The organism is Pseudomonas yamanorum (assembly GCF_900105735.1).
GTDB classification, from domain to species: domain Bacteria; phylum Pseudomonadota; class Gammaproteobacteria; order Pseudomonadales; family Pseudomonadaceae; genus Aquipseudomonas; species Aquipseudomonas yamanorum.
Genome location: NZ_LT629793.1, coordinates 3,757,207 through 3,778,932, shown reverse-complemented (window position 1 = coordinate 3,778,932; position 21,726 = coordinate 3,757,207). Strand labels below are relative to the sequence as shown.

The 21,726-nt window shown below is 59.7% G+C and carries 22 protein-coding genes; 9 read left to right on the top strand and 13 right to left on the bottom strand.

All coding sequences use genetic code 11. The annotated features are described in order from the left end of the window. Window positions 1-56 precede the first annotated feature (56 nt). Complete coding sequence (locus tag BLU46_RS17730; protein ID WP_010167850.1) at window positions 57-1,415, bottom strand: glutamine synthetase family protein; 1,359 nt, start codon at window positions 1,413-1,415, stop codon at window positions 57-59. Window positions 1,416-1,454: 39 nt separating this feature from the next. After that, window positions 1,455-2,234: a gamma-glutamyl-gamma-aminobutyrate hydrolase family protein gene (locus BLU46_RS17725; RefSeq protein WP_093203916.1), complete on the bottom strand. Its 780-nt coding sequence runs from the start codon at window positions 2,232-2,234 to the stop codon at window positions 1,455-1,457. 278 nt (window positions 2,235-2,512) lie between these two features. On the opposite strand from BLU46_RS17725, the gene BLU46_RS17720 reads away from it, so the two are divergent. Both BLU46_RS17720 and BLU46_RS17715 read left to right on the top strand, forming a co-directional pair. After that, a complete protein-coding gene (locus BLU46_RS17720) occupies window positions 2,513-3,889 on the top strand; it encodes a glutamine synthetase family protein (RefSeq protein WP_003213894.1) in 1,377 nt (458 codons plus the stop codon). Window positions 3,890-4,141: 252 nt separating this feature from the next. Next, on the top strand, window positions 4,142-4,777 hold the full coding sequence (locus BLU46_RS17715) for a TetR/AcrR family transcriptional regulator (RefSeq protein WP_093203911.1): 636 nt from the start codon (window positions 4,142-4,144) through the stop codon (window positions 4,775-4,777). Between the two features lie 147 nt (window positions 4,778-4,924). On the opposite strand, the gene BLU46_RS17710 is transcribed toward BLU46_RS17715, so the two are convergent. The 8 genes from BLU46_RS17710 to BLU46_RS17675 form a co-directional block, all read right to left on the bottom strand. Next, a complete protein-coding gene (locus tag BLU46_RS17710) occupies window positions 4,925-5,140 on the bottom strand; it encodes a TOBE domain-containing protein (RefSeq protein WP_003213899.1) in 216 nt (71 codons plus the stop codon). A 29-nt stretch (window positions 5,141-5,169) separates the two neighbouring features. Beyond that, window positions 5,170-5,976, bottom strand: a complete 807-nt coding sequence (gene ssuB / locus BLU46_RS17705) for an aliphatic sulfonates ABC transporter ATP-binding protein (protein WP_008438906.1) — start codon at window positions 5,974-5,976, stop codon at window positions 5,170-5,172. Then, window positions 5,973-6,761 carry an aliphatic sulfonate ABC transporter permease SsuC gene (gene ssuC / locus BLU46_RS17700; protein ID WP_010167854.1) on the bottom strand — a complete coding sequence of 263 codons (789 nt, stop codon included), beginning with the start codon at window positions 6,759-6,761 and terminating at the stop codon, window positions 5,973-5,975. The genes ssuB and ssuC overlap by 4 nt, the downstream gene beginning before the upstream one ends. Before the next feature lie 9 nt (window positions 6,762-6,770). Next, complete coding sequence (gene ssuD, locus BLU46_RS17695) at window positions 6,771-7,919, bottom strand: FMNH2-dependent alkanesulfonate monooxygenase (RefSeq protein WP_003213905.1); 1,149 nt, start codon at window positions 7,917-7,919, stop codon at window positions 6,771-6,773. Window positions 7,920-7,944: 25 nt separating this feature from the next. Further along, complete coding sequence (locus BLU46_RS17690) at window positions 7,945-8,913, bottom strand: sulfonate ABC transporter substrate-binding protein (protein ID WP_063026405.1); 969 nt, start codon at window positions 8,911-8,913, stop codon at window positions 7,945-7,947. Between the two features lie 107 nt (window positions 8,914-9,020). Further along, on the bottom strand, window positions 9,021-9,614 hold the full coding sequence (gene ssuE / locus BLU46_RS17685) for an NADPH-dependent FMN reductase (RefSeq protein ID WP_017476595.1): 594 nt from the start codon (window positions 9,612-9,614) through the stop codon (window positions 9,021-9,023). A gap of 315 nt (window positions 9,615-9,929) precedes the next feature. Beyond that, window positions 9,930-10,568 carry a peroxiredoxin gene (locus BLU46_RS17680; RefSeq protein WP_003213910.1) on the bottom strand — a complete coding sequence of 213 codons (639 nt, stop codon included), beginning with the start codon at window positions 10,566-10,568 and terminating at the stop codon, window positions 9,930-9,932. Window positions 10,569-10,841: 273 nt separating this feature from the next. After that, entirely contained in the window at window positions 10,842-12,185 is a 1,344-nt protein-coding gene (locus BLU46_RS17675; protein WP_093203906.1) for an OprD family porin, read from the bottom strand. A gap of 342 nt (window positions 12,186-12,527) precedes the next feature. Between BLU46_RS17675 and BLU46_RS32875 the strand changes: the two genes are divergently transcribed. Next, on the top strand, window positions 12,528-12,773 hold the full coding sequence (locus BLU46_RS32875) for a hypothetical protein (RefSeq protein ID WP_148666938.1): 246 nt from the start codon (window positions 12,528-12,530) through the stop codon (window positions 12,771-12,773). A gap of 51 nt (window positions 12,774-12,824) precedes the next feature. On the opposite strand, the gene argA is transcribed toward BLU46_RS32875, so the two are convergent. Continuing rightward, window positions 12,825-14,123 (bottom strand): amino-acid N-acetyltransferase, encoded by a 1,299-nt coding sequence (gene argA / locus BLU46_RS17670; RefSeq protein ID WP_010167865.1) that lies wholly within the window; start codon window positions 14,121-14,123, stop codon window positions 12,825-12,827. A 136-nt stretch (window positions 14,124-14,259) separates the two neighbouring features. Continuing rightward, window positions 14,260-15,408, bottom strand: coding sequence for an acetylornithine deacetylase (argE, locus tag BLU46_RS17665; RefSeq protein WP_026077852.1), 1,149 nt, complete (start codon window positions 15,406-15,408; stop codon window positions 14,260-14,262). 158 nt (window positions 15,409-15,566) lie between these two features. Here argE and BLU46_RS17660 point away from each other — a divergent pair, with 158 nt between their 5' ends. Continuing rightward, complete coding sequence (locus BLU46_RS17660; protein WP_003213918.1) at window positions 15,567-16,934, top strand: CYTH domain-containing protein; 1,368 nt, start codon at window positions 15,567-15,569, stop codon at window positions 16,932-16,934. Between the two features lie 121 nt (window positions 16,935-17,055). Here BLU46_RS17660 and BLU46_RS17655 read toward each other — a convergent pair whose 3' ends face one another. Beyond that, window positions 17,056-17,526, bottom strand: coding sequence for an Lrp/AsnC family transcriptional regulator (locus tag BLU46_RS17655; protein ID WP_063026401.1), 471 nt, complete (start codon window positions 17,524-17,526; stop codon window positions 17,056-17,058). Window positions 17,527-17,653: 127 nt separating this feature from the next. On the opposite strand from BLU46_RS17655, the gene BLU46_RS17650 reads away from it, so the two are divergent. The 5 genes from BLU46_RS17650 to BLU46_RS17630 all read left to right on the top strand — a co-directional run bounded on the left by BLU46_RS17650 (window position 17,654) and on the right by BLU46_RS17630 (window position 21,604). Beyond that, window positions 17,654-17,992, top strand: a complete 339-nt coding sequence (locus BLU46_RS17650; protein ID WP_093203901.1) for a hypothetical protein — start codon at window positions 17,654-17,656, stop codon at window positions 17,990-17,992. Window positions 17,993-18,076: 84 nt separating this feature from the next. Next, window positions 18,077-19,780: a GspE/PulE family protein gene (locus BLU46_RS17645; protein WP_093203897.1), complete on the top strand. Its 1,704-nt coding sequence runs from the start codon at window positions 18,077-18,079 to the stop codon at window positions 19,778-19,780. A 59-nt stretch (window positions 19,781-19,839) separates the two neighbouring features. Then, on the top strand, window positions 19,840-20,760 hold the full coding sequence (locus tag BLU46_RS17640) for an SPFH domain-containing protein (protein WP_003213925.1): 921 nt from the start codon (window positions 19,840-19,842) through the stop codon (window positions 20,758-20,760). A gap of 10 nt (window positions 20,761-20,770) precedes the next feature. Then, window positions 20,771-21,217, top strand: coding sequence for an NfeD family protein (locus BLU46_RS17635; protein ID WP_017476600.1), 447 nt, complete (start codon window positions 20,771-20,773; stop codon window positions 21,215-21,217). Between the two features lie 69 nt (window positions 21,218-21,286). After that, window positions 21,287-21,604 (top strand): DUF2388 domain-containing protein, encoded by a 318-nt coding sequence (locus BLU46_RS17630; protein ID WP_010167882.1) that lies wholly within the window; start codon window positions 21,287-21,289, stop codon window positions 21,602-21,604. The last annotated feature ends 122 nt before the right edge of the window (window positions 21,605-21,726 follow it).

Genomic DNA, 21,726 nt, shown 5'->3' with positions numbered 1-21,726 from the left:
CAATCTCCTAGATGTTTCAGGTGAGGACGCGCCGTTTGAAGGGCGCGCCCGGCGCATCAGACGGCAAAGAGCAGGAATTCCCGCTCCCACGAACTGATCACGCGCTTGAAGTTTTCATGCTCGGCCCGCTTGACCGCGACGTAGCCTGTGATGAATTTGTGACCCAGGTATTTCTCGATGGTCTTGCTGTTTTCCATACGTTCCAGGGCGTCTTCGATGGTCAGCGGCAGGCGCAGGTTGCGGCGCTCGTAACCACGACCCACCACCGGTGCGCTTGGGCTGATGCCTTCGACCATGCCGATGTAGCCACACAGCAGGCTGGCGGCGATCGCCAGGTACGGGTTGGCGTCGGCACCCGGCAGGCGGTTTTCCACCCGACGGTTTTGTGGGCCGGCGTCCGGTACCCGCAGGCCTACGGTGCGGTTTTCTTCGCCCCACTCCACGTTGACCGGCGCCGAGGTGTCGGGCAGGAAGCGGCGGAACGAGTTGACGTTAGGCGCGAACAGCGGCAACAGCTCAGGGATGAATTTCTGCAGGCCACCTATGTGGTGCAGGAACAGCTCGCTCTTGGTCCCGTCTTCATTGGAGAACACGTTCTTGCCGGTGGCGATGTCGATGATGCTCTGGTGCAGGTGCATCGCGCTGCCGGGCTCGCCGGTCATGGGCTTGGCCATAAAGGTGGCCGCCACGTTGTGCTTGAGCGCCGCTTCACGCATGGTCCGCTTGAACACCAGGATCTGGTCGGCCAGGGACAGGGCATCGCCGTGACGGAAGTTGATTTCCATCTGCGCCGTGCCGTCTTCGTGGATCAGCGTGTCGAGGTCCAGCTCCTGCAGCTCGCACCAGTCGTAGACGTCTTCGAACAACGGATCGAATTCGTTGGCTGCTTCTATAGAGAAGGACTGGCGGCCGGTTTCCGGGCGACCGGAACGGCCAATCGGCGGTTGCAGCGGGAAGTCCGGGTCTTCGCAGCGCTTGGTCAGGTAGAACTCCATCTCCGGCGCCACGATGGGCTGCCAGCCTTTATCGGCGTAGAGCTTGAGGACTTTCTTGAGCACGTTGCGCGGCGACAGCTCGATCGGGTTGCCTTGCTTGTCGTAGGTGTCGTGGATCACCTGGGCCGTAGGCTCTATGGCCCAGGGCACGAGGTACACCGCGTTCTCGTCCGGGCGGCAGATCATGTCGATGTCGGCCGGGTCGAGCAATTCGTAATAGATGTCGTCTTCGACATAGTCGCCGGTCACGGTCTGCAACAGAACGCTTTCGGGCAGGCGCATGCCTTTTTCGGCGATGAACTTGTTGGTCGGCGAGATCTTGCCCCGGGTGATGCCGGTGAGGTCGCCAATCATGCATTCGACTTCTGTGATCTTGTGGTCTTTCAACCAATCGGTGAGCTGGTCGAGGTTGTTACTCATAAATGCCTCTGGGCTGTGTTTCCTGACATCCATTAAAGGTCAGGCGTAAGTTGACGCAGCATCCGCGTCGCGTTGCATCACCCGCTTTCGACAGGCATTGCCAAATGCCTGGAAGATTGCGAGGTAGTGCGGGTTAGAGCTTACCTGCCATTCGGGGTGCCATTGCACTCCTAAAGCAAAAGCCTTGCCCGCGGGAACCGAAAAGCCTTCGATCAGGCCGTCCGGCGCGGTGGCCTCGACCTGAAAACCCGGCGCCAGGCGATCGATGCCCTGTGAATGAATCGAGTTGACCTGGATCGTCGACGGCAAGCCCAGGCTTGCCAATACCCCATTCGGGGAGATGGCCACTGCGTGCGCCGGGCCATACTGGATATCCAGCGGCTGGGTGTCGTCTTCGCGGTGATCCATCATGCCCGGCACTTCGTGAACCTTCTGGTGCAGGCTGCCGCCAAACGCCACGTTCATTTCCTGGAAGCCACGGCAAATCCCCAGCACCGGAACGCCTGCCGCAATCGCGGCACGCAGCAGCGGTAGCGTGGTTTGGTCCCGTGCAGAATCATGAGCAGTCCCGGGCGCGCTGGCCGGACCGTCGTAGTGAAAGGGTTCGATATTGGAAGGTGAGCCGGTAAAAAGAATGCCGTCCAGACCGTCAAGAATATTGGCCGGGTCGAGCACATCCGCCAGGGACGGAATAATCAACGGCAAGCCCTTGGCAGCGGTGGCCACTGCACGGACGTATTTGTCGCCACTGATGTGATAAGCATGCAGACCGACCTGTTTGGAGCAGGCGGTGACGCCGATTAACGGCAGGCGAGACATGAAGCACCCCGGTATTATTGCTGTTATGGGTTTGAATCGAGCTTAGCCTTGTTCATTTTTTTACACAACACCCCCGTAAAAAATACAACACGGCCCGCTCAAACGTGCTGGTTCCAAGAGCACCAATCCCAAAAAATCGCCCCAAAAAGCCTCAAAAAAGCCCTCAAGGCGCTTTTTTAGGGCAAAAAAGGCCTCGCTTGACTTCGGCATGCCGTTCGGGTTGACTGAAACCCGAAGAGATCAATGATTGATATTTTTAACAACAAAGGTGTTGCATCATGTCGGTACCCCCGCGTGCCGTTCAGCTTAACGAAGCGAACGCGTTCCTTAAGGATCATCCTGAGGTTCTGTACGTAGACCTTCTAATTGCGGATATGAATGGTGTGGTGCGCGGCAAGCGCATCGAACGCACCAGCCTCCACAAGGTTTACGAGAAGGGCATTAATCTGCCTGCCTCTCTATTTGCCCTGGATATCAATGGCTCAACGGTGGAAAGCACCGGCCTGGGTCTGGACATCGGTGATGCTGACCGAATCTGTTATCCAATCCCCGACACCCTGTGCAATGAACCCTGGCAAAAGCGCCCAACCGCGCAACTGCTGATGACCATGCACGAACTCGAAGGTGAACCTTTCTTCGCCGATCCTCGCGAAGTACTCCGCCAAGTTGTAAGCAAATTTGACGACCTCGGTCTGACCATCTGCGCCGCATTCGAGCTGGAGTTCTACCTGATTGACCAGGAGAACGTGAATGGCCGGCCACAACCGCCCCGCTCGCCGATCTCCGGCAAACGCCCGCATTCGACACAGGTCTACCTGATCGACGACCTCGACGAATATGTCGACTGCCTCCAGGACATTCTGGAAGGTGCAAAAGAGCAAGGCATCCCTGCCGACGCTATCGTCAAGGAAAGTGCCCCGGCGCAGTTCGAAGTGAACCTGCACCACGTTGCCGACCCTATAAAGGCCTGCGACTATGCGGTACTGCTCAAGCGCTTGATCAAGAACATCGCCTACGACCATGAGATGGACACCACCTTCATGGCCAAGCCTTACCCAGGCCAGGCAGGCAACGGCTTACACGTACACATTTCGATCCTGGACAAGGACGGCAAGAACATCTTTGCCAGCGAGGATCCCGAGCAGAACGCCGCATTGCGTCACGCGATCGGCGGTGTGCTGGAGACCCTACCCGCCCAAATGGCGTTCCTGTGCCCTAACGTCAACTCCTACCGTCGTTTCGGCGCACAGTTCTACGTGCCGAACTCGCCGTGCTGGGGCCTGGATAACCGCACCGTGGCGATTCGCGTACCGACCGGCTCGTCCGACGCCGTACGTATCGAACACCGTGTGGCCGGGGCTGATGCCAACCCTTACCTGCTGATGGCTTCGGTATTGGCGGGCGTGCATCACGGCCTGACCAACAAGATCGAGCCTGGCGCACCCGTGGAAGGCAACAGCTACGAGCAGAACGAACAGAGCCTGCCGAACAACCTGCGTGATGCCCTGCGTGAGTTGGACGACAGCGAGGTGATGGCCAAGTACATCGATCCTAAATACATCGATATCTTCGTCGCCTGTAAGGAAAGTGAGCTGGAAGAGTTTGAACACTCCATCTCCGACCTTGAGTACAACTGGTACCTGCATACCGTGTAAGCGGTTGCCGGGTTAAAAAGAACGCCGCAGGCTTTTGGCTTGCGGCGTTTTTTTATGGCTGTTGTGGCGAGGGAGCTTGCTCCCGCCGGGCTGCGAAGCGGCCCCAATAAGAACACCGGGTTCTTTCAGGCAGAACCGAGGCGCAGGTCTTGGGCCTGCTGCGCAGTCCAGCGGGAGCAAGCTCCCTCGCCACAAGGTATGGATCATCCAGTGGCTCTGCGTACAATGCCCGCTGCCCTGTAGGAGACTTCAATGAATCGCCCTGCCACCCCTCGCAAACCCCGCGCCCGCAGCCAGGCTCGGATCGACGCGATCCTCGACGCCGCCCGCACCTTGCTGGCGGCCGAAGGCGTGGCCAGCCTGTCGATCTACAACGTGGCCGAGCGGGCACAGATTCCGCCGTCATCGGTGTATCACTTCTTCGCCAGCGTGCCTGCCCTGCTGGAGGCGCTGACCGCTGATGTCCATGCAGCCTTTCGCGCGGCCATTCAGGCGCCCATCGATCATGATTCACTCAAGCACTGGCGCGACCTGTCCAGTGTGGTGGAGCAGCGCATGCTCAGCATCTACAGCAACGACGCCGCCGCCCGGCAATTGATCCTGGCCCAGCACGGGTTGACCGAAGTGACACAGGCCGACCGCCAGCACGATCTGGAGTTGGGAAACCTGATGTATGAGGTGTTCAACCGGCACTTCGAGGTGCCGAGCCTGCCCGCCGATGTCGACGTGTTTGCCCTGGCCCTGGAACTGAGCGACCGCGTCTACGCGCGCTCGGTGCATCAGCATGGGCAAATCACCCCGCGCATGGCCGAGGAAGGCATGCGGGTGTTTGATGCGTATGTGGGGCTTTATCTGCCGGCGTTCTTGCCCAAGCGCGCACCCACATGATCATTCCCACGCTCTGCGTGGGAATGTCTCAGGGGACGCTCCGCGTCCCGCCAGCCAGCACAAGACTTGAGCCCTGCGCATGAGTGACGCGGAGCGTCACGGGATGCATTCCCACGCGGAGCGTGGGAACGATCAGCGTGGGAACGATCACAGCTTGGCGATCGACACCTCGGTGGATTTAACGAAGGCAATCACTTCACTGCCAATCACCAGTTCCAGCTCTTTCACCGAGCGCGTGGTGATCACGGAAGTGACGATGCCGGACGCGGTCTGCACGTCGATTTCCGACAGCACGTCGCCTTCGACGATTTCCTTGATGGTGCCTTTGAACTGGTTACGCACGTTGATGGCTTTAATAGTCATGGTCGTTCTTCCTGTGTAAGACAAGTGAGTTATTGAGCCCAACGCAATTGCGTAGGCAGCGGTGAAACAGGTTCGGGTTCCGGCGGGGTGCCGGGCAGCGACAACACACGGTTAAGCACTTCGGTTTCCAGCGCCGCCAGGCGGTGGGAGCCACGCACCCGCGGACGTGGGAGTTCCACGTGCAGGTCGAGGCCGATTTCGCCGTCTTCGATCAAAATCACCCGGTCGGCAATGGCTACGGCTTCGCTGACGTCGTGGGTCACCAGCAACACGGTGAAGCCGTGCTTCTGCCAGAGGTTCTCGATCAGTTGCTGCATCTCGATCCGGGTCAGGGCATCCAGCGCCCCCAGCGGTTCGTCCAGCAGCAACAGGCGTGGCTGGTGGATCAAGGCGCGGGCCAGGGCCACGCGCTGCTTCTGGCCACCGGACAACGCCGCCGGCCACTCATTGGCGCGCTCGGCCAGGCCAACCGCTTCCAGCGCTTCCAACGCCTGTGGGCGCCAGTTGCCCTTGAGGCCCAGCCCCACGTTGTCGATGATCTTTTTCCACGGCAGCAGGCGCGCTTCCTGGAACATCAACCGCGTGTCTTCAATCGCTTCGCTCAGCGGCGCGGAGCCGGCGAGCAGTTCGCCGCCGCTGGCTTTGTCCAGCCCGGCCAGCAGGCGCAGCAAGGTACTTTTGCCGCAGCCGCTGCGGCCCACGACCGCAACGAATTGACCGGCGGGAATATGCAGGTCGATTTCCTTCAGCACTTCCCGCGCGCCGAAAGCCTTGCGCAACTTGCGTACGGCCAGGGGAATGCCCCGTAGCAGGCGTGGAGGTTGTTGAGCGGTCATGCCGCACCTCCTTTATTCACTTGATAAGCCGGGTGCCAACGCAGCCAGACACGTTCCAGGCCGCGCGCCGCCAGGTCTGCCAATTTGCCGAGGACCGCGTACAGCACGATCGCCAGCACCACTACGTCGGTCTGCAGGAATTCCCGGGCGTTCATCGCCAGGTAGCCGATACCGGAACTGGCGGAGATGGTTTCCGCGACGATCAACGTCAGCCACATAAAGCCCAGCGCAAAGCGCACGCCCACCAGAATCGAAGGCAAGGCGCCCGGCAAAATCACTTGGCGAAACAGGCTGAAACCGGACAGGCCATAACTGCGGGCCATTTCCACCAGCGCCGGGTCGACGTTGCGGATGCCGTGGTAAGTGTTGAGGTAGATCGGGAACAGCGTGCCGAGGGCGACCAGGAATATCTTCGCGGTCTCGTCGATGCCGAACCACAGGATCACCAGCGGGATCAGCGCCAGGTGCGGCACGTTGCGGATCATCTGCACAGAGCTGTCCAGCAGGCGTTCACCCCAGGTCGACAGGCCGGTGATAAAGCCCAGGGCCAGGCCGATACTGCCGCCGATCACAAAACCCAGGCCTGCACGCCAGCCACTGATGGCCAGGTGCGTCCAGATTTCGCCGCTGCGCACCAGGCTGATACCCGCTTCGATCACCGCGCTGGGCGCCGGCAGAATCCGCGTCGACAACCAGCCGGCCGACACGGACAACTGCCATACCGCCAGCAACAGGATCGGCAGCGCCCAGGGCGCCAATCGATGACTTAATTTTTCAAGGTTCATGGCGGCGCCTCAGCTCTGGGACGCAGCTTTGGGAAGAATGTCGTTGGCGACCATTTCGCCGAACGGGCTGACGTAGCCGGCGCCTTTCGGCAGCTCGGGACGCTCGATGTCCAGATGCGGGAACAGCAACTCGGCCACGCGATACGACTCTTCCAGGTGTGGATAACCGGAGAAGATAAAGGTGTCGATGCCAAGGTCAGCGTATTCCTTCACCCGCGCTGCCACGGTCGGGCCGTCGCCCACCAAGGCAGTGCCGGCTCCGCCACGTACCAGGCCTACACCGGCCCACAAGTTGGGGCTGACTTCCAGGTTGTCGCGACTACCGCCGTGCAAGGCGGCCATGCGTTGCTGGCCTACGGAATCAAAACGCGACAACGACGCCTGGGCGCGGGCAATGGTTTCATCGTCCACGTGGGAGATCAGTTTGTCGGCGGCCTGCCAGGCTTCGGCGTTGGTTTCACGCACGATCACATGCAGGCGAATGCCGAAGCGCAGGGTACGCCCGAGCTTGGCGGCCTTGGCGCGAACCTGGGCGATCTTTTCCGCTACCGCAGCCGGCGGCTCGCCCCAGGTCAGGACCATTTCCACCTGTTCGGCTGCCAGGTCCTGGGCCGCTTCGGAGGAGCCCCCGAAATACAGCGGCGGACGCGGTTGCTGGATCGGCGGATAGAGCAACTTGGCGCCTTTGACGCTGATGTGCTGGCCGTCGTAATCGACGGTTTCGCCTTCCAGTACGCGGCGCCAGATGCGGGTGAATTCCACCGACGCCTGGTAACGCTCTTCATGGCTCAGGAACAAGCCGTCGCCGGCCAACTCATCCGGGTCGCCACCGGTCACCAGGTTGAACAACGCCCGGCCGCCGGACAGACGATCCAGGGTCGCGGCCTGACGCGCCGCCACCGTCGGGGAAATGATCCCGGGGCGCAGCGCGACAAGGAATTTCAAACGTTGGGTCACCGGGATCAGCGACGCTGCCACCAGCCACGAGTCTTCGCAGGAGCGGCCGGTGGGGATCAGCACCCCGCCGAAGCCAAGGCGGTCGGCCGCCTGGGCCACTTGCTGCAAGTAACCGTGATCAACGGCGCGAGCGCCTTCGGCGGTGCCAAGGTAATGGCCGTCGCCGTGGGTAGGCAGGAACCAGAAAATATTGAGGCTCATGGAGTTGTCTCCTGAAGAAGTCGGATTACGGCGCTTTGGCAACGGCGGCGGGTGGCGTCCAGATCACGTCCTTGATGTTCAAGGGTTTGGGGATCAATTTGAGTTGGTAGAAGCTGTCGGCAATTTTCTGCTGCGCGGCGACCACTTCCGGGGTCAGGAACAGCGCGCCGTAGCCCTGGCGTTTTACCGAGGTCAGGGTGATGTCGGCCGGCAGGCCCAGCAGCGGTGCAACTTGTTCGGTGACTTGCTCCGGGTTGGCCTTGGACCATTCGCCCACGGCGCGCACTTCTTCCACCAATGCCTTGATCACTTCAGGGTGTTTTTCGGCGTAGGGCTTGGTGGCCAGGTAGAACTGATGGTTGTCGGCGATGCCGGTGCCGTCACGCAGGGTGCGGGCTTGCAGTTGTTTCTCGGCGGCCGCCTGGTACGGGTCCCAGATCACCCAGGCATCGACGCTGCCACGCTCGAACGCGGCGCGGGCATCGGCGGGCGGCAGGAATACGGTCTGCACGTCGGTGTATTTCAGGCCGGCATCTTCCAGGGCACGTACCAGCAGGTAGTGCACGTTGGAGCCTTTATTGAGGACGACTTTCTTGCCCTTGAGGTCTTGCACCGATTTGATCGGCGAGTCTTTCGGTACGAGGATCGCTTCGCTGGTCGGCGCTGGTGGTTCGTAGGCGACGTAGACCAGATCGGCACCGGCGGCCTGGGCGAACACCGGTGGCGTTTCACCCGTCACGCCGAAGTCGATGGAACCGACGTTCAGTCCTTCCAGCAGCTGCGGGCCGCCGGGAAACTCCGTCCACTGCACTTGCACGCCCTGCTCGGCCAGGCGCTTTTCCAGCGAGCCCTTGGCCTTGAGCAGCACCAGGGTGCCGTATTTCTGATAGCCGATCCGCAGGGTCTCGGCGGCCTGGGCTTGAACAATGGCGCCGAAGGACACAGCCGCAGCAAACAGTGCGACCAGACCACGACGCAAGATGACAGTGCGCATGGCGCTCTCTCCAAAATACGATGAGGGGGTTGGCTGCACCTGCTTGGCCGTTGGCGGCTGAGTAAGGTGAGTAGTACTTGTTGAATCCAGGTAAAGCTGGGTGAGGCTTAAATGCTCCAGCGAGCACTCAACAAACGTTCATTCAACACATTGGGATCAAGGGGTTTCGGGCGGCGGGCCATGGCGCTGTAGAAGGTTTCCAGTGCCTCGCTCAAACGTTGTTCCAGCACCGGCACCAGTTGCGCCTGGGCACTGCCTTCGCCATAAGCGATCTGGCTGTCTTCGGCGAAAATCCCGTGGAGCAATTCCTGGGCTTTCAGGGCCGACAGCACCGGCTTCAAGGCATAGTCCACCGCGAGCATGTGGGCGATGCTGCCGCCGGTGGCCATCGGCAATACCACTTTGTGGGCCAGGGCGCGTTCGGGCAGCAGGTCGAGGATGGTTTTCAACGCACCGGAAAACGAAGCCTTGTACACCGGCGTGGCGATCACCAGGCCGTCGGCGTTTGCCACTTGCTGCAGCAGGTCGATGATTTTCGGGCTGTCGAACCGCGCGTGCAGCAAGTCTTCGGCCGGGAAGTCCCGTATCTGATAACTCACCACTTCCACGCCTTGTTGCTGCAACCAGTTGCGGGTGTGATCCAGCAAGACCCCGGACCGGGAACGTTGGCTGGGGCTACCACCAAGTGTTACGACCAGCATGTAGGCAATTCCTTTGGAAAGTGTCGGCGGTTCGCTATGTGGCGATGGCGCCAAGATGGGACAGACCATATCAGCCAATTTATATATCTATAAATCTTATTTTTTCATTTGTTTATTCTTTAAATGCATATGTCGTCGACTCAATTCCAGGCATAAAAAAAGGCCGTCGAAACGGCCTTAAAACCCCTGCTTTGTGAGACGGTTTACAACTTGAACTCTCTGTTGCTGTCAGGCCGCTATCGCGGGCAAGCCCGCTCCCACAGGGGAATGCTGTCAACTGTGGGAGCGGGCTTGCCCGCGATGGCGATATCAGCCTTAACGATTCGGTTGGGGGGTGAGTCGCAGGTACGGCTTCACCGCCCGGTAACCCTTCGGAAAGCGTTTCTTGATCTCTTCCTCGTCCTTCAGCGACGGCACGATCACCACCTCATCACCATCCTGCCAGTTGGCCGGGGTCGCGACTTTGTGGTTATCGGTCAGTTGCAGCGAGTCGATTACCCGCAGTATTTCGTGGAAGTTGCGCCCGGTGCTGGCCGGGTAGGTGATGGTCAGGCGAATCTTTTTGTTCGGATCGATCACAAACAGCGAACGCACGGTGAGGGTGTCACTGGCATTCGGGTGGATCAGGTCGTACAGGTCGGAGACCTTGCGGTCTGCGTCGGCCAGGATCGGGAAGTTGACGATGGTGTTCTGGGTTTCGTTGATGTCTTCGATCCACTTGTGGTGGGAGTCCACCGGGTCCACCGACAGGGCAATGGCCTTGACGCCGCGCTTGGCGAATTCATCTTTGAGCTTGGCAGTGAAACCCAGCTCGGTGGTGCACACCGGGGTGAAGTCCGCCGGGTGGGAAAACAGCACGCCCCAGCTATCGCCCAGCCACTCGTGGAAGCGAATCTTGCCGGCGCTGGAATCCTGTTCAAAGTCGGGGGCGATGTCGCCCAGTCTGAGGCTCATGGTGTGGCTCCTGATGAGTGCTTATGGAGCCCACTGTGCCTGCGTCGCGGATTATTTAAAAAGAATAAATATCGATTTATCTAGACGATAAAGGAATATTAAAAATCTGTTCATTGGACTTGGCGACAGGCGTGGATCAACATCGACTTCAAGGTTCGAGAAGGCCTTGAGACGCTGTACAAAGAGGGGTTCAGGACGGGCTTGCGGGGGTTGAGCCCGACTTGAAAAGTAAAGCACCCTGCCCGGCGTTGCGCCGGGCAAGGTTTTACGCTCTTACAACAGCGGGATCGAGTAGCTGACGATCAGGCGGTTTTCGTCCTGGTCGCGAGTCGCAACATCGGTACGCCACATTGCGTTTTTCCACGCAACGCCGAGGTTTTTCAGCGGGCCTTCTGGAACAACGTAAGCCAGAGTCAAGTCGCGCTCCCACTCGGTTTTGTCACCGGCGGTAGTTTGGATGTTGCTGCCCTTGAGGTAGACAACACCAGCGGTCAGGCCTGGCAGGCCGACTTTGGCGAAGTCATACGCGTAACGAGCTTGCCAGGTACGTTCGCCAGCACGGGCAAACTTCTGGATCTGCATGTCGGTGGTGGTGCTGTTCGACGAACCGTCACCTTGGTTCAGCCAAGGGAAGTCACTGTCGCCCTTGGTGTACTGGTAACCGCCACCGAAGGTGTGGCCGTTAACCGAGTACAGCGCCAGGTAGCTGTACAGATCGTTGTCAACCTTGCCGCTGGTCGCAGGGCGGGCACCGTCGGTGTAGTAACCCGAGGTGTAGTAGCCAGCGGTATTGGCATTCGCGCCGTTATCGCGGCTGCGGTAGTAACGCAGGTCGCTTTTCAGCACGCCCGGGCCGATTGCCCAGTTGTGTACCAGACCCAGGAAGTTCTGGGAGTAGAAGTCTTTCAGCTCGCCAAAGTAGTACGAAGCGGTCAGATCCTTGGTGATCTTGTAGTCAGCACCGGCGTAGTAGAACTTGTTGCTGAATTTGCCGGTGTCATAGTTGGAGCTTTTGTTCGCGCCAGCAATCGACAGGTTTTCGTTGTTGCTGGAGTTACGGCCCTTGGCGGACTCGATTTGACCAGCAGTCAGAGTCAAGTCTTTGATTTCGTTAGAAACGATCTCGCCGCCCTGGAAGGTCTGAGGCAACAGGCGACCGTCGTTGGTCTTGATCACCGGGTTGTTTGGCTGCAGGGTGCCCAATTTTGCCACGGTCTGGGAGATTTTGACCTTGCCGGTCACACCCAGGCTGGCGAAATCATTGACTGCCTTATTGCCGTCGCTCGGGAACACCGTGCCGCCCGAAGCGGTGCCGCTGTAGTTACCGTGATCCGCGCGGCTGGAGTCCAGACGCAGGCCGTACAGGCCAATAGCGTCAACACCGAACTGAACAGTACCTTGGGTGAAACCCGAGATGAAACGCAGATCGAAGCCTTGGCCCCATTCGGCGTTTTTGCTGCGGCTGCTGGCTGTTGGAGCACCATCACGGTTATCCGTGTTGATGTAGAAGTTACGCAGACCCAGTGTTGCCTTGCTGTCTTCGATGAAACCTGCGGCGCCTGCTTGCTGGGCGATTGCACCCAGGGTCACAGCCAACGCCAATGTCGACTTCTTCATGTACCGCTCCTCTCATTTCTAATTTTTGTATTTCTTAGGTCTCGGGTCTGACGCCCTCGATCCACAGATGCGCGATTAGCGCCAGATAGTGACTGACAAGTCAATCGTAACCTTGTGTGTCTACTACCTTCGTCTAACCGCAGTTGATTTGGTCCTTGCAGGGTAATGAGTTTTTCATACACCCAAAAAGAATTGTTTCATCCTTTTTCATACGATTCAGGAATAAGACTGTCCATGGGCTATCAAGCCGAAGAGGCGGTAAAACTCCATTGGGGTATTCCTGAAGAGTATTTCTCCACGCTTTTTTAGATCGTTTTGTATTCCCCAGACGGGTCATACGTCATGCGCGATCAAAAACGCGACGCCATCATGGCCAAATGCCTATCGTCTCGTCAATTTGTTACAGTTTTTGTATCGATGAAACTTTCTTTTGTCATTTCACCGAACCACCTCACCCTAACGGGCGATCATGACGGTTACCGTATCGGCATGTTTCAGAGTATCGGCAGAAATGATGTCACTTTAATGTCGATCGTATCGACAAATCGACAATCCGGCTGGAAGACCGGTCAGCATAGTCGCGATTGAAAAACACGCAGAACTGACAGACGAGAGGTTTGCCCTCTCGTCCAGTCACGCTTACAACGCCTTTTCGAAAATCTTCGAGTTACGCTGATAGTTGTACAGCGACGCCCGCGCCGACGGCAGGCGATCCACCGTACTCGGCACAAACCCACGCTCGCGGAACCAGTGGGCGGTGCGGGTCGTCAGCACGAACAACGTTTTCAAACCCTGGGCCCGGGCACGGGTCTCGATGCGTTCCAGCAGTTCATCACCGCGACCGCCATGACGGTACTCCGGGTTCACTGCCAGGCACGCCAGCTCCCCTGCGTCCGAGTCGGCGATCTGATACAACGCCGCGCAGGCGATGATCATGCCCTCACGCTCCACCACGCTGAACTGCTCGATTTCCCGCTCCAGCACCTCACGGGAACGACGCACCAGAATCCCCTGTTCTTCCAGCGGGCTGATCAGGTCCAGCAAACCGCCGACGTCTTCAATCGCCGCTTCGCGCACCAGTTCGAACTGCTCCTGGGCCACCAGCGTACCGCCGCCGTCCCGGGTGAACAGTTCGGTCAGCAAGGCACCATCTTCGGCATAACTGACAATATGGCTGCGGCCCACGCCGCCACGGCAAGCTTCAGCCGCCGCGTCCAGCAGCTCGGCCTGGTAATTACTGCCCAGGCGTTGCAGGTGCGCAGGCACCTGTTGCGGCCGCAGTTCACGCACCAGCCGGCCATGTTCATCGATCAAACCAAGATCGGCGCCAAACAGCAGCAACTTGTCCGCGCCCAGGTCAATGGCGGCGCGAGTGGCGACGTCTTCGCAGGCGAGGTTGAAGATTTCACCGGTAGGCGAATAACCCAGCGGCGACAGCAATACGATGGAACGCTCGTCCAGCAGGCGGTTGATGCCCTTGCGGTCGACCCGGCGCACTTCGCCGGTATGGTGATAGTCGACACCTTCAAGCACACCGATCGGGCGCGCCGTCACCAGGTTGCCGCTGGCCACCCGCAGGCGCGAGCCCTGCATCGGCGAGGACGCCATGTCCATGGACAAGCGCGCTTCGATAGCAATGCGCAGATGCCCGACCGCGTCGATCACGCACTCCAGGGTCGCGGCATCGGTGATGCGCAAGCCTTCGTGGTAAGCCGGAGTCAGGCCGCGGGCGGCGAGGCGGGTTTCAATTTGTGGGCGCGACCCATGGACCAGCACCAGCCGCACGCCCAGGCTGTGGAGCAGCACCAGGTCGTGGACGATATTGCCGAAGTTCGGGTGCTCCACACCGTCGCCCGGCAGCATGACGACAAAGGTGCAATCCCGGTGGGCATTGATGTAAGGCGAAGCGTGACGAAGCCAATTGACGTATTCGGGCATAAAACCTGGGCCTGTAATAAAAAGCAGCCAAATAAAGGATGAATCGTGGAAACGCACAGCGGGCTGTTGGTTATCGTCGGAACAGGCTTGGCGACACGCTCGCTCTCCTTCTATGTACGGATAGGCAGGGGTTAATTTATGCAGATGTCAGGCAGTAATGTTGAATCAGTTCCCGCAATAGACGCACTGTAGGCGTCAAGCGTGACATTTCAAGGTACTCGCCGGGCTGATGGGCGCAGGCGATATCGCCAGGGCCAAGCACCAGGGTCTCGCAACCAAGGCGCTGAAGATAAGGCGCTTCGGTGCCGAACGCCACTGCTTCGGCGCGATGACCGGTAAGTCGTTCAGCTACCCGCACCAACTCCGCGTCCTCGGCCTGCTCGAACGGCGGCACTTCGGGGAACAGCGGCGCATAGTCGATCTTCACCTGATGGCGCTCGGCCAAGGGTTCAAGCTTCTGCCGGATGGCGGCGCGCAGCACCTGGGGATCCATGCCCGGCAAGGGCCGCAGATCGAATTCCAGGGAGCATTGGCCGCAGATGCGGTTGGGGTTGTCGCCACCGTGGATGCAGCCGAAGTTCATGGTCGGCTGCGGCACACTGAATTGCGGATTGCGGTATTCGCGCTGCCAGGCCAGGCGCAGGCCACGCAGTTCGCCAATGGCGTCGTGCATGGCTTCTAGGGCGCTGTGGCCCAGGCTTGGATCGGACGAATGGCCGCTGCGCCCGAGGATATCGATGCGCTCCATCATCACGCCCTTGTGCAGGCGGATCGGTTTGAGGCCAGTCGGCTCGCCGATCACCGCCGCGCGGCCTAAAGGACGGCCCGCCTCGGCCAGCGCCCGGGCGCCGGCCATGGAGCTTTCTTCATCGCAGGTGGCAAGAATCAGCAGCGGTTGCTTGAAAGGCTGGTCGAGCAAAGGCTGGACGGCTTCGATCACCAGGGCGAAAAAGCCCTTCATGTCACAGCTGCCCAGTCCTACCCAGCGGCCGTCGACTTCCGTCAACTTGAGCGGATCGGTCTGCCATAGGGCGCCGTCGTACGGCACGGTGTCACTGTGGCCCGCCAACACCAGGCCGCCAGGGCCGCTGCCGAAACTGGCCAGCAAGTTGAATTTGCCGGGGCTGACCTGCTGGATGTCGCAGGCAAATCCCAGGTCCCCCAGCCAGGTGGCGAGCAAATCGATGACCGGGCGGTTGGATTGGTCGAGAGAGGCCTGGGTACAACTGACCGAAGGCGCGGCAATCAGCGCGGCGAATTGTTCTTTCATGGACGGTAAAGGCATGCGCTGTCTCTCAACTTCCCGGACGAAGCCCATCATAGAGCTATCTGAGTGACACAATAAACCGTTGCGGCGCGTTGCCGGGCTCAGTCCTGTACACTGCACGACCTTGGCAGCCACTCTTTTCCCCGGCTGCGCTCCCGATCCTGGATTTTCCGGCCATGCAGAAAGAAACCGAAATCAAGCTCCGCGTCAGCCGCGAAACCCTCGCCGCGCTGCGTGAGCACCCGTTACTGAAAAAACGCAACAAAAGTGGCTGGGAACGCCGTGAGTTGATGAACCAGTACTTCGACACCCCGGAACGCGACCTGGCCCAGGCCAAAGTGGCCCTGCGCCTGCGCAAAGACGGCGACGAAGTGATCCAGACCCTCAAGACCCGTGGCCAGAGCGTCGCCGGCTTGTCGGAACGCAATGAGTACAACTGGGACTTGGCCAAAGCCAAGCTCGACGTGAAGAAACTCGACGGCGAATGCTGGCCCGAGCAACTGGCCGAGCTGGACAAAAAGACCCTCAAACCCATCTTCACCACCGATTTCGTTCGCGAACGCGCCGAAATCGCCTGGGGCCGCGGCAAGGCCAAGGTCGTGATCGAAGCCGCCCTGGACCTGGGCCACGTGGTCGCCGGCAAGCAGAAAGAAGAAATCTGCGAGCTGGAACTGGAACTGCGCGAAGGCGACCCGGCCGCCCTGCTGGAACTGGCCGCTGAACTGGCCGCGACTCTGGCGCTGATGCCATGTGATATCAGCAAGGCCGAGCGTGGCTATCGCCTGTTCGACGCCAACAGCTATTCCCTGAGCCTGCCGGCACCAGTACTACACGCCGAAATGCCGCTGGACGACGCGTTTGCCGCCGTGATGTGGCACCTGTTGGGCAGCAGCCAGCGCCTGGCCGAGCAATACCGTTTCAATGGCCACTGGCGTCTGCTGCAGGACTGGGTGGAAAACCTCGGCGAACTGCGTGCCCTGCTCGGCAGTCTCGGCCAGGCCGCGCCACGCCAATCCACCAGCGAACTGCGCGCCGCACTGGACGCCTTGCTGGAAGACTGGCGTCCGCTGGTTCAGGCCGGTGACGACGATGAAGACATCCGCAAGGCCGCGCCGGAACAGTTCGCCGAAGAACTGGAAGACGTGCGCTGGGGCCTGTTCTCGCTGACCACTTCCCGCTGGCTGCTGGCTCGTACCTGGGCGGCGGATCGCAACGTGCGTGGCAATCGCCAAGGCGCGGCACAGCTCGCCAACTGGCTACCTCGCCTGCTGGCCGACGACGCCGTCGCCCTGCAACTGCCGCGCTACCAGCAACAGCCGGAAGACCTGGCCGAGCAACTGCCGCGTATCGAACGCATCCTGGCCTGGCTGCACCATGCACGCCAGGTGCTGGATATCGCCGAGCTGGACCGTCTGTATGGCGAGTTGAACAAGCTGGCGCACCTGGCCAATCAGCCGATTACCGATGAGTCGCTGGATGCGCGTATGCATCAGGCGATTGCGGTGTATCAGAATCGCGCCTGGAAGACCCTGCTGCGTCTGTAAAACCCTTGCTCCCGCTGGGCTGCGTAGCGGCCCCTAATCCTGGGAGCGCTGCGCACTGGAGCGCCAGCCCGGTCCAGCGGGAGCACGCTCCCTCGCCACTAAAATCAGGCCATGACAACTATCAGCGCAACACCGGCAAACTCGTGGTGGACTTGATCTCCGACAAGGCCACTATCGAGTTGACCTCCTGAATCCCCGGCACCATCGAGAGTTTTTCGAAGAAAAACCGCTCATACGCTTCAATGTCCGACGTGACGATCCGCAGTAAAAAGTCCACCGCCCCCATCAGCACATAGCATTCCAACACTTCCGGAAAACCGCGAATCGCCTCGGTGAACTCAGTGAAGTTGGAACGGCCGTGGGCGTTGAGTTTCACCTCGGCGAAAATCTGCGTGTTGAGGCCGATTTTCTTACGATCCAGCAAGGTAACCTGGCCGCGAATCACGCCCTCCTCTTTCAGCCGCTGAATCCTGCGCCAGCAGGGCGATTGCGACAGGCCGACCTGTTCGGCAATCTGCGCGCTGGAAAGCGAAGCGTCCTCCTGCAACAGCGCCAGGATGCGCCGGTCGTACAGGTCCAACTCACTGTGCATAGAAATACCCGTTAATCGTACTTTCTGGAATCATATGATTCCCTTATAAGCCAATACGGGCTTTTTTAGATAAGAAATCTCCCGCACCGAATGTAAAAATTTCTCCAGTCGAATCCGGAGAATCATCATGCACGTCGTCGAATCCGCCAACCCCGCCCCACGTGTCGATGCCTGGGCCGTCAGCAACGCTCACTGCCAGGCGCACTATCAAATCCTCGCCGAGGCTGAACCCGATGTGTTGTGCCGGGTGCTCAACTATTTTGCCCTGCAGTTCCTGGTTCCTCGCCAGGTGAACGTGCAGCGCGAAGACGACCTGCTGGCGATCGATATCGTGATGGATGGTCTGAGCTGGCACCGGGCCCAGGTGATCGGCGAAAAACTTCGTAACCTGATCAATGTGTGCTCGCTGGAACTGCACCCGGCTGATGCTGTGCGGTCTCTGGCGGTGCAGGCGGCCAGTCAGTAAAAGCCTGTAATAAACCCTGGAGGCCGACGCGCAAAGGGTGACTAGCCTGAGGACTACGCCTAATCGTTGCCCAGGAACGTCACCATGCCCGTTGCGCCAAATACCCAGGATCGCTGGCTGGAAATCCACCAGCTGCTACCTGCCTTGATCGACCAGGGCCTGGTGCCCGCCGACCTGACCGTACCGGCAAACAGCGGGCTGCATCCCCTGGAATGCATTGCCGGCTCGGGGCCGCCGCTGGAAATCCTGACCGAATGGCTGGCCCGTCACTGCGGGCAGCCTTACCTGCGTATCGACCCGTTGAAAATCGATGTCGCCGCAGTGGTGCCGCTGATGTCATACGCCTTTGCCCAGCGCCACAAAATCCTGGCGGTTGCGGTCGACGCCCACAGCGTTACCGTCGCCAGTGCCCAGCCTTACGTGAGCAGTTGGGAAGCGGGCCTGGCTCAAGTGTTGAAGCGTTCCATCAGGCGGGTGGTGGCCAACCCCCAGGATATCCAGCGCTGCACCGTGGAGTTTTACCGGCTGGCAAAATCGGTCAGCGGTGCGGTTGATCAAAAAACATCCGGCGCTCCCAACATCGAGCAACTGCTCAACCTCGGCGCCAGCGACCAGGAACCCGACGCCAACGACGCGCACATCGTCAACATCGTCGACTGGCTGCTGCAATACGCCTTCGGCCAACGGGCCAGTGATATCCATATCGAACCCGGACGCGATCAGGGCCATGTGCGTTTCCGTATTGATGGGCTGCTGCACGACGTCTATCAGTTCCCATCCCAGGTCATGATGGCGGTGGTCAGCCGCCTGAAAAGTCTCGGCCGGATGAACGTGGCGGAAAAACGCAAACCCCAGGACGGCCGGGTGAAGACCAAAAGCCCGGCGGGCGGCGAAGTGGAACTGCGTCTTTCGACCTTGCCCACAGCCTTTGGTGAAAAACTGGTGATGCGCATTTTTGACCCACAGGTGCTACACAAGGACTTCCAGCAACTGGGGCTCTCCGACGACGACCTGCAACGCTGGCAGTCCATGACCGGCCAGGCCAACGGCATCATTCTGGTCACGGGCCCCACGGGCTCGGGCAAGACCAGTACCCTGTACACCACGCTCAAGCAACTGGCCACCCGCGAGGTCAACCTGTGCACCGTCGAAGACCCGATCGAGATGGTCGAGCCGGCCTTCAACCAGATGCAGGTCCAGCACAACATCGACCTGACCTTCGCCAGCGGCATCCGCGCCCTGATGCGCCAGGATCCGGACATCATCATGATCGGCGAGATTCGCGACCTGGAGACCGCAGAAATGGCGATCCAGGCCGCCCTGACCGGGCACCTGGTGCTGTCGACACTCCACACCAACGACGCACCCGGCGCCATCAGCCGCCTGCAGGAACTGGGTATTCCCCATTACCTGATCAATGCGACGTTGCTGGGGGTGATGGCCCAGCGCCTGGTGCGGCTGTTGTGCCCGCACTGCAAGCGACCCAGCGGGCAGGTCTATCAGGCAGTGGGTTGCGGGGACTGTAGGGAAAGTGGTTACCGAGGGCGAGCCGGGATCTACGAGATCATGCTGATGAACGACCGCCTCAAGGCGCTGGTCACCCCGGGCACCGACCTTCAGGTCCTGCGTCACGCGGCCCTTGACCAAGGAATGTGCAGCTTGCGGTCTGCCGGTACGCGCAAGGTAATGGCAGGGCTGACGACCCTGGAAGAAGTACTGCGAGTGACGCCTGGGGATTCAGAAACAAATCCTTTGATTGATGGGCCGGTAAACCGTCCTTATCCCTGACAACACCGTTACAATCGGTTAAACCTCGCGTTACCGCCAACACCAGATAGGGAATCGTTATGCAGATCGGAACCGTACTGCTTCTTTTCGTAGGCTTGGCCGTCGCCATCCTCTTCATGGGTTTCAAAGTGGTCCCCCAGGGTTACCAGTGGACGGTCGAGCGCTTCGGTCGCTACACCAACACCCTCAAGCCGGGCCTCAACATCATTATTCCGGTCATGGACCGCATCGGTCGCAAAATCAACGTGATGGAAAGCGTGCTGGATATTCCACCCCAGGAAGTCATCACCGCCGACAACGCCACGGTGCAGATCGACGCCGTGTGCTTCTTCCAGGTGGTCAATACCGCCCAGGCCGCCTACGAGGTGAACAACCTCGAACACGCCATCCGCAACCTGCTGCAAACCAACATCCGTACCGTGCTCGGCTCCATGGAGCTGGATGCGATGCTCAGCCAGCGTGACGGCATCAACGAAAAACTGCTGCGCACCGTCGATGAAGCTACCGCACCGTGGGGCATCAAGATCACCCGGATCGAGATCAAGGACATCAGCCCGCCTGCCGACCTGATGGCTGCCATGTCCGGCCAGATGAAGGCCGAGCGGATCAAGCGTGCACAGATCCTGGAAGCCGAAGGCCTGCGAGCCTCCGCAATCCTGACCGCCGAAGGCAAGAAGCAGGCGCAGATCCTGGAAGCTGAAGGTGGTCGTCAGGCCGCCTTCCTGGAATCCGAAGCCCGCGAACGTCAGGCTGAAGCTGAAGCCCGCGCCACTCAAGTGGTATCCGAAGCGATCGCCACCGGTAACGTGCAAGCCATCAACTACTTTGTCGCCCAGAAATACATCGACGCACTGGGCAAGCTGGCATCGGCCAACAACAGCAAGGTGATCCTGATGCCGCTGGAAGCCAGCCAGGTGATTGGTGCGGTCGGGGGCATCGGCGAGATCGTCAAGGCAACCTTCGACAACAAGAAAGCCTGAGGCACGCACCATGTGGGAATTCCTGCAGCACCTGTCGTTTTGGGACTGGCTGGCACTGGGCACGGTGCTGTTGATCCTTGAAGTGTTCGGTGCCGGTGGTTATCTGCTGTGGATGGGCATTGCTGCAGCAGCTGTAGGCGTGATCAAGTTCCTGATCCCGAACCTGGGCCTTGAATGGCAACTGCTGTTGTTCGCGGTGTTGTCGATCCTGACGGCGGTGTACTGGTGGCGACGCCAGCGCAGCAGCGCCAAGGTCAGCGACCAGCCGGGGCTGAACATGCGCGGTTCTGAGCTGATCGGCCGCACCTTTGTGGTGCATCAGGCCATTATCGAGGGCCGGGGCAAGATCAAGGTTGGCGACGGCGTGTGGATGGCTTCCGGGCCTGACGCGCCAGTTGGGGCACACGTACGTGTCATTGGTCAGGAAGGCGTGATTTTGCAGGTTGAAACTGTTTAGTCATCCATGGAACTCGGCTGGGCTATCTACAATCAAACTGTTCAGATAACCCAGTCGGAGTCACCCATCATGCGTCTAAAATATGCTGTCGCAACCCTCGCTGTGCTTTCCCTTCCTGTCGGTTCAGCCATGGCCGACAGCTTCTGGCGTAATGTCATCTCATCGGGTGCCACGACCGGCTCGACGTACCTGACCTTCAAGGACCACAAAATGGTAGTCGCCGCTCAAGACGACGCCGGTAGCTTCGTTGCCAGCGACGGCAGCATCCGTGGCCCTTACCTGGAAGCTGCGATGCAGAAGGTCCGCGCCGATAACCCTGGCCTCAAGGCCACGGACATGGACCTGGCCAACGCGATCCTGGCGAAAAACGCCATTGCTTCCGAGTAATACCGTCGCGTAAAAAATGCCGCTCTTCGAGAGCGGCATTTTTTTGCCCAGACTTCCTACACCCGACATTGGCGATTCAACATTCGAACAGGAAAAGTCCTGTCGAGCTGCCTGCGCGCCCG

Coding starts and splice junctions, on each gene's coding strand:
- BLU46_RS32875 (WP_148666938.1), top strand. CDS start 12,528: ATGCGCGATCAAAAACGCGACGCCATCATGGCCAAATGCCTATCGTCT.
- BLU46_RS17645 (WP_093203897.1), top strand. CDS start 18,077: ATGCCCGTTGCGCCAAATACCCAGGATCGCTGGCTGGAAATCCACCAG.
- ssuD (WP_003213905.1), bottom strand. CDS start 7,919: ATGAGCCTCAATATTTTCTGGTTCCTGCCTACCCACGGCGACGGCCAT.
- BLU46_RS17635 (WP_017476600.1), top strand. CDS start 20,771: ATGTGGGAATTCCTGCAGCACCTGTCGTTTTGGGACTGGCTGGCACTG.
- BLU46_RS17720 (WP_003213894.1), top strand. CDS start 2,513: ATGTCGGTACCCCCGCGTGCCGTTCAGCTTAACGAAGCGAACGCGTTC.
- argE (WP_026077852.1), bottom strand. CDS start 15,408: ATGCCTTTACCGTCCATGAAAGAACAATTCGCCGCGCTGATTGCCGCG.
- BLU46_RS17640 (WP_003213925.1), top strand. CDS start 19,840: ATGCAGATCGGAACCGTACTGCTTCTTTTCGTAGGCTTGGCCGTCGCC.
- ssuC (WP_010167854.1), bottom strand. CDS start 6,761: ATGAACCTTGAAAAATTAAGTCATCGATTGGCGCCCTGGGCGCTGCCG.
- ssuE (WP_017476595.1), bottom strand. CDS start 9,614: ATGCTGGTCGTAACACTTGGTGGTAGCCCCAGCCAACGTTCCCGGTCC.
- BLU46_RS17715 (WP_093203911.1), top strand. CDS start 4,142: ATGAATCGCCCTGCCACCCCTCGCAAACCCCGCGCCCGCAGCCAGGCT.
- BLU46_RS17655 (WP_063026401.1), bottom strand. CDS start 17,526: ATGCACAGTGAGTTGGACCTGTACGACCGGCGCATCCTGGCGCTGTTG.
- BLU46_RS17725 (WP_093203916.1), bottom strand. CDS start 2,234: ATGTCTCGCCTGCCGTTAATCGGCGTCACCGCCTGCTCCAAACAGGTC.
- BLU46_RS17675 (WP_093203906.1), bottom strand. CDS start 12,185: ATGAAGAAGTCGACATTGGCGTTGGCTGTGACCCTGGGTGCAATCGCC.
- BLU46_RS17680 (WP_003213910.1), bottom strand. CDS start 10,568: ATGAGCCTCAGACTGGGCGACATCGCCCCCGACTTTGAACAGGATTCC.
- BLU46_RS17690 (WP_063026405.1), bottom strand. CDS start 8,913: ATGCGCACTGTCATCTTGCGTCGTGGTCTGGTCGCACTGTTTGCTGCG.
- BLU46_RS17630 (WP_010167882.1), top strand. CDS start 21,287: ATGCGTCTAAAATATGCTGTCGCAACCCTCGCTGTGCTTTCCCTTCCT.
- ssuB (WP_008438906.1), bottom strand. CDS start 5,976: ATGACCGCTCAACAACCTCCACGCCTGCTACGGGGCATTCCCCTGGCC.
- BLU46_RS17710 (WP_003213899.1), bottom strand. CDS start 5,140: ATGACTATTAAAGCCATCAACGTGCGTAACCAGTTCAAAGGCACCATC.
- BLU46_RS17660 (WP_003213918.1), top strand. CDS start 15,567: ATGCAGAAAGAAACCGAAATCAAGCTCCGCGTCAGCCGCGAAACCCTC.
- BLU46_RS17650 (WP_093203901.1), top strand. CDS start 17,654: ATGCACGTCGTCGAATCCGCCAACCCCGCCCCACGTGTCGATGCCTGG.
- argA (WP_010167865.1), bottom strand. CDS start 14,123: ATGCCCGAATACGTCAATTGGCTTCGTCACGCTTCGCCTTACATCAAT.
- BLU46_RS17730 (WP_010167850.1), bottom strand. CDS start 1,415: ATGAGTAACAACCTCGACCAGCTCACCGATTGGTTGAAAGACCACAAG.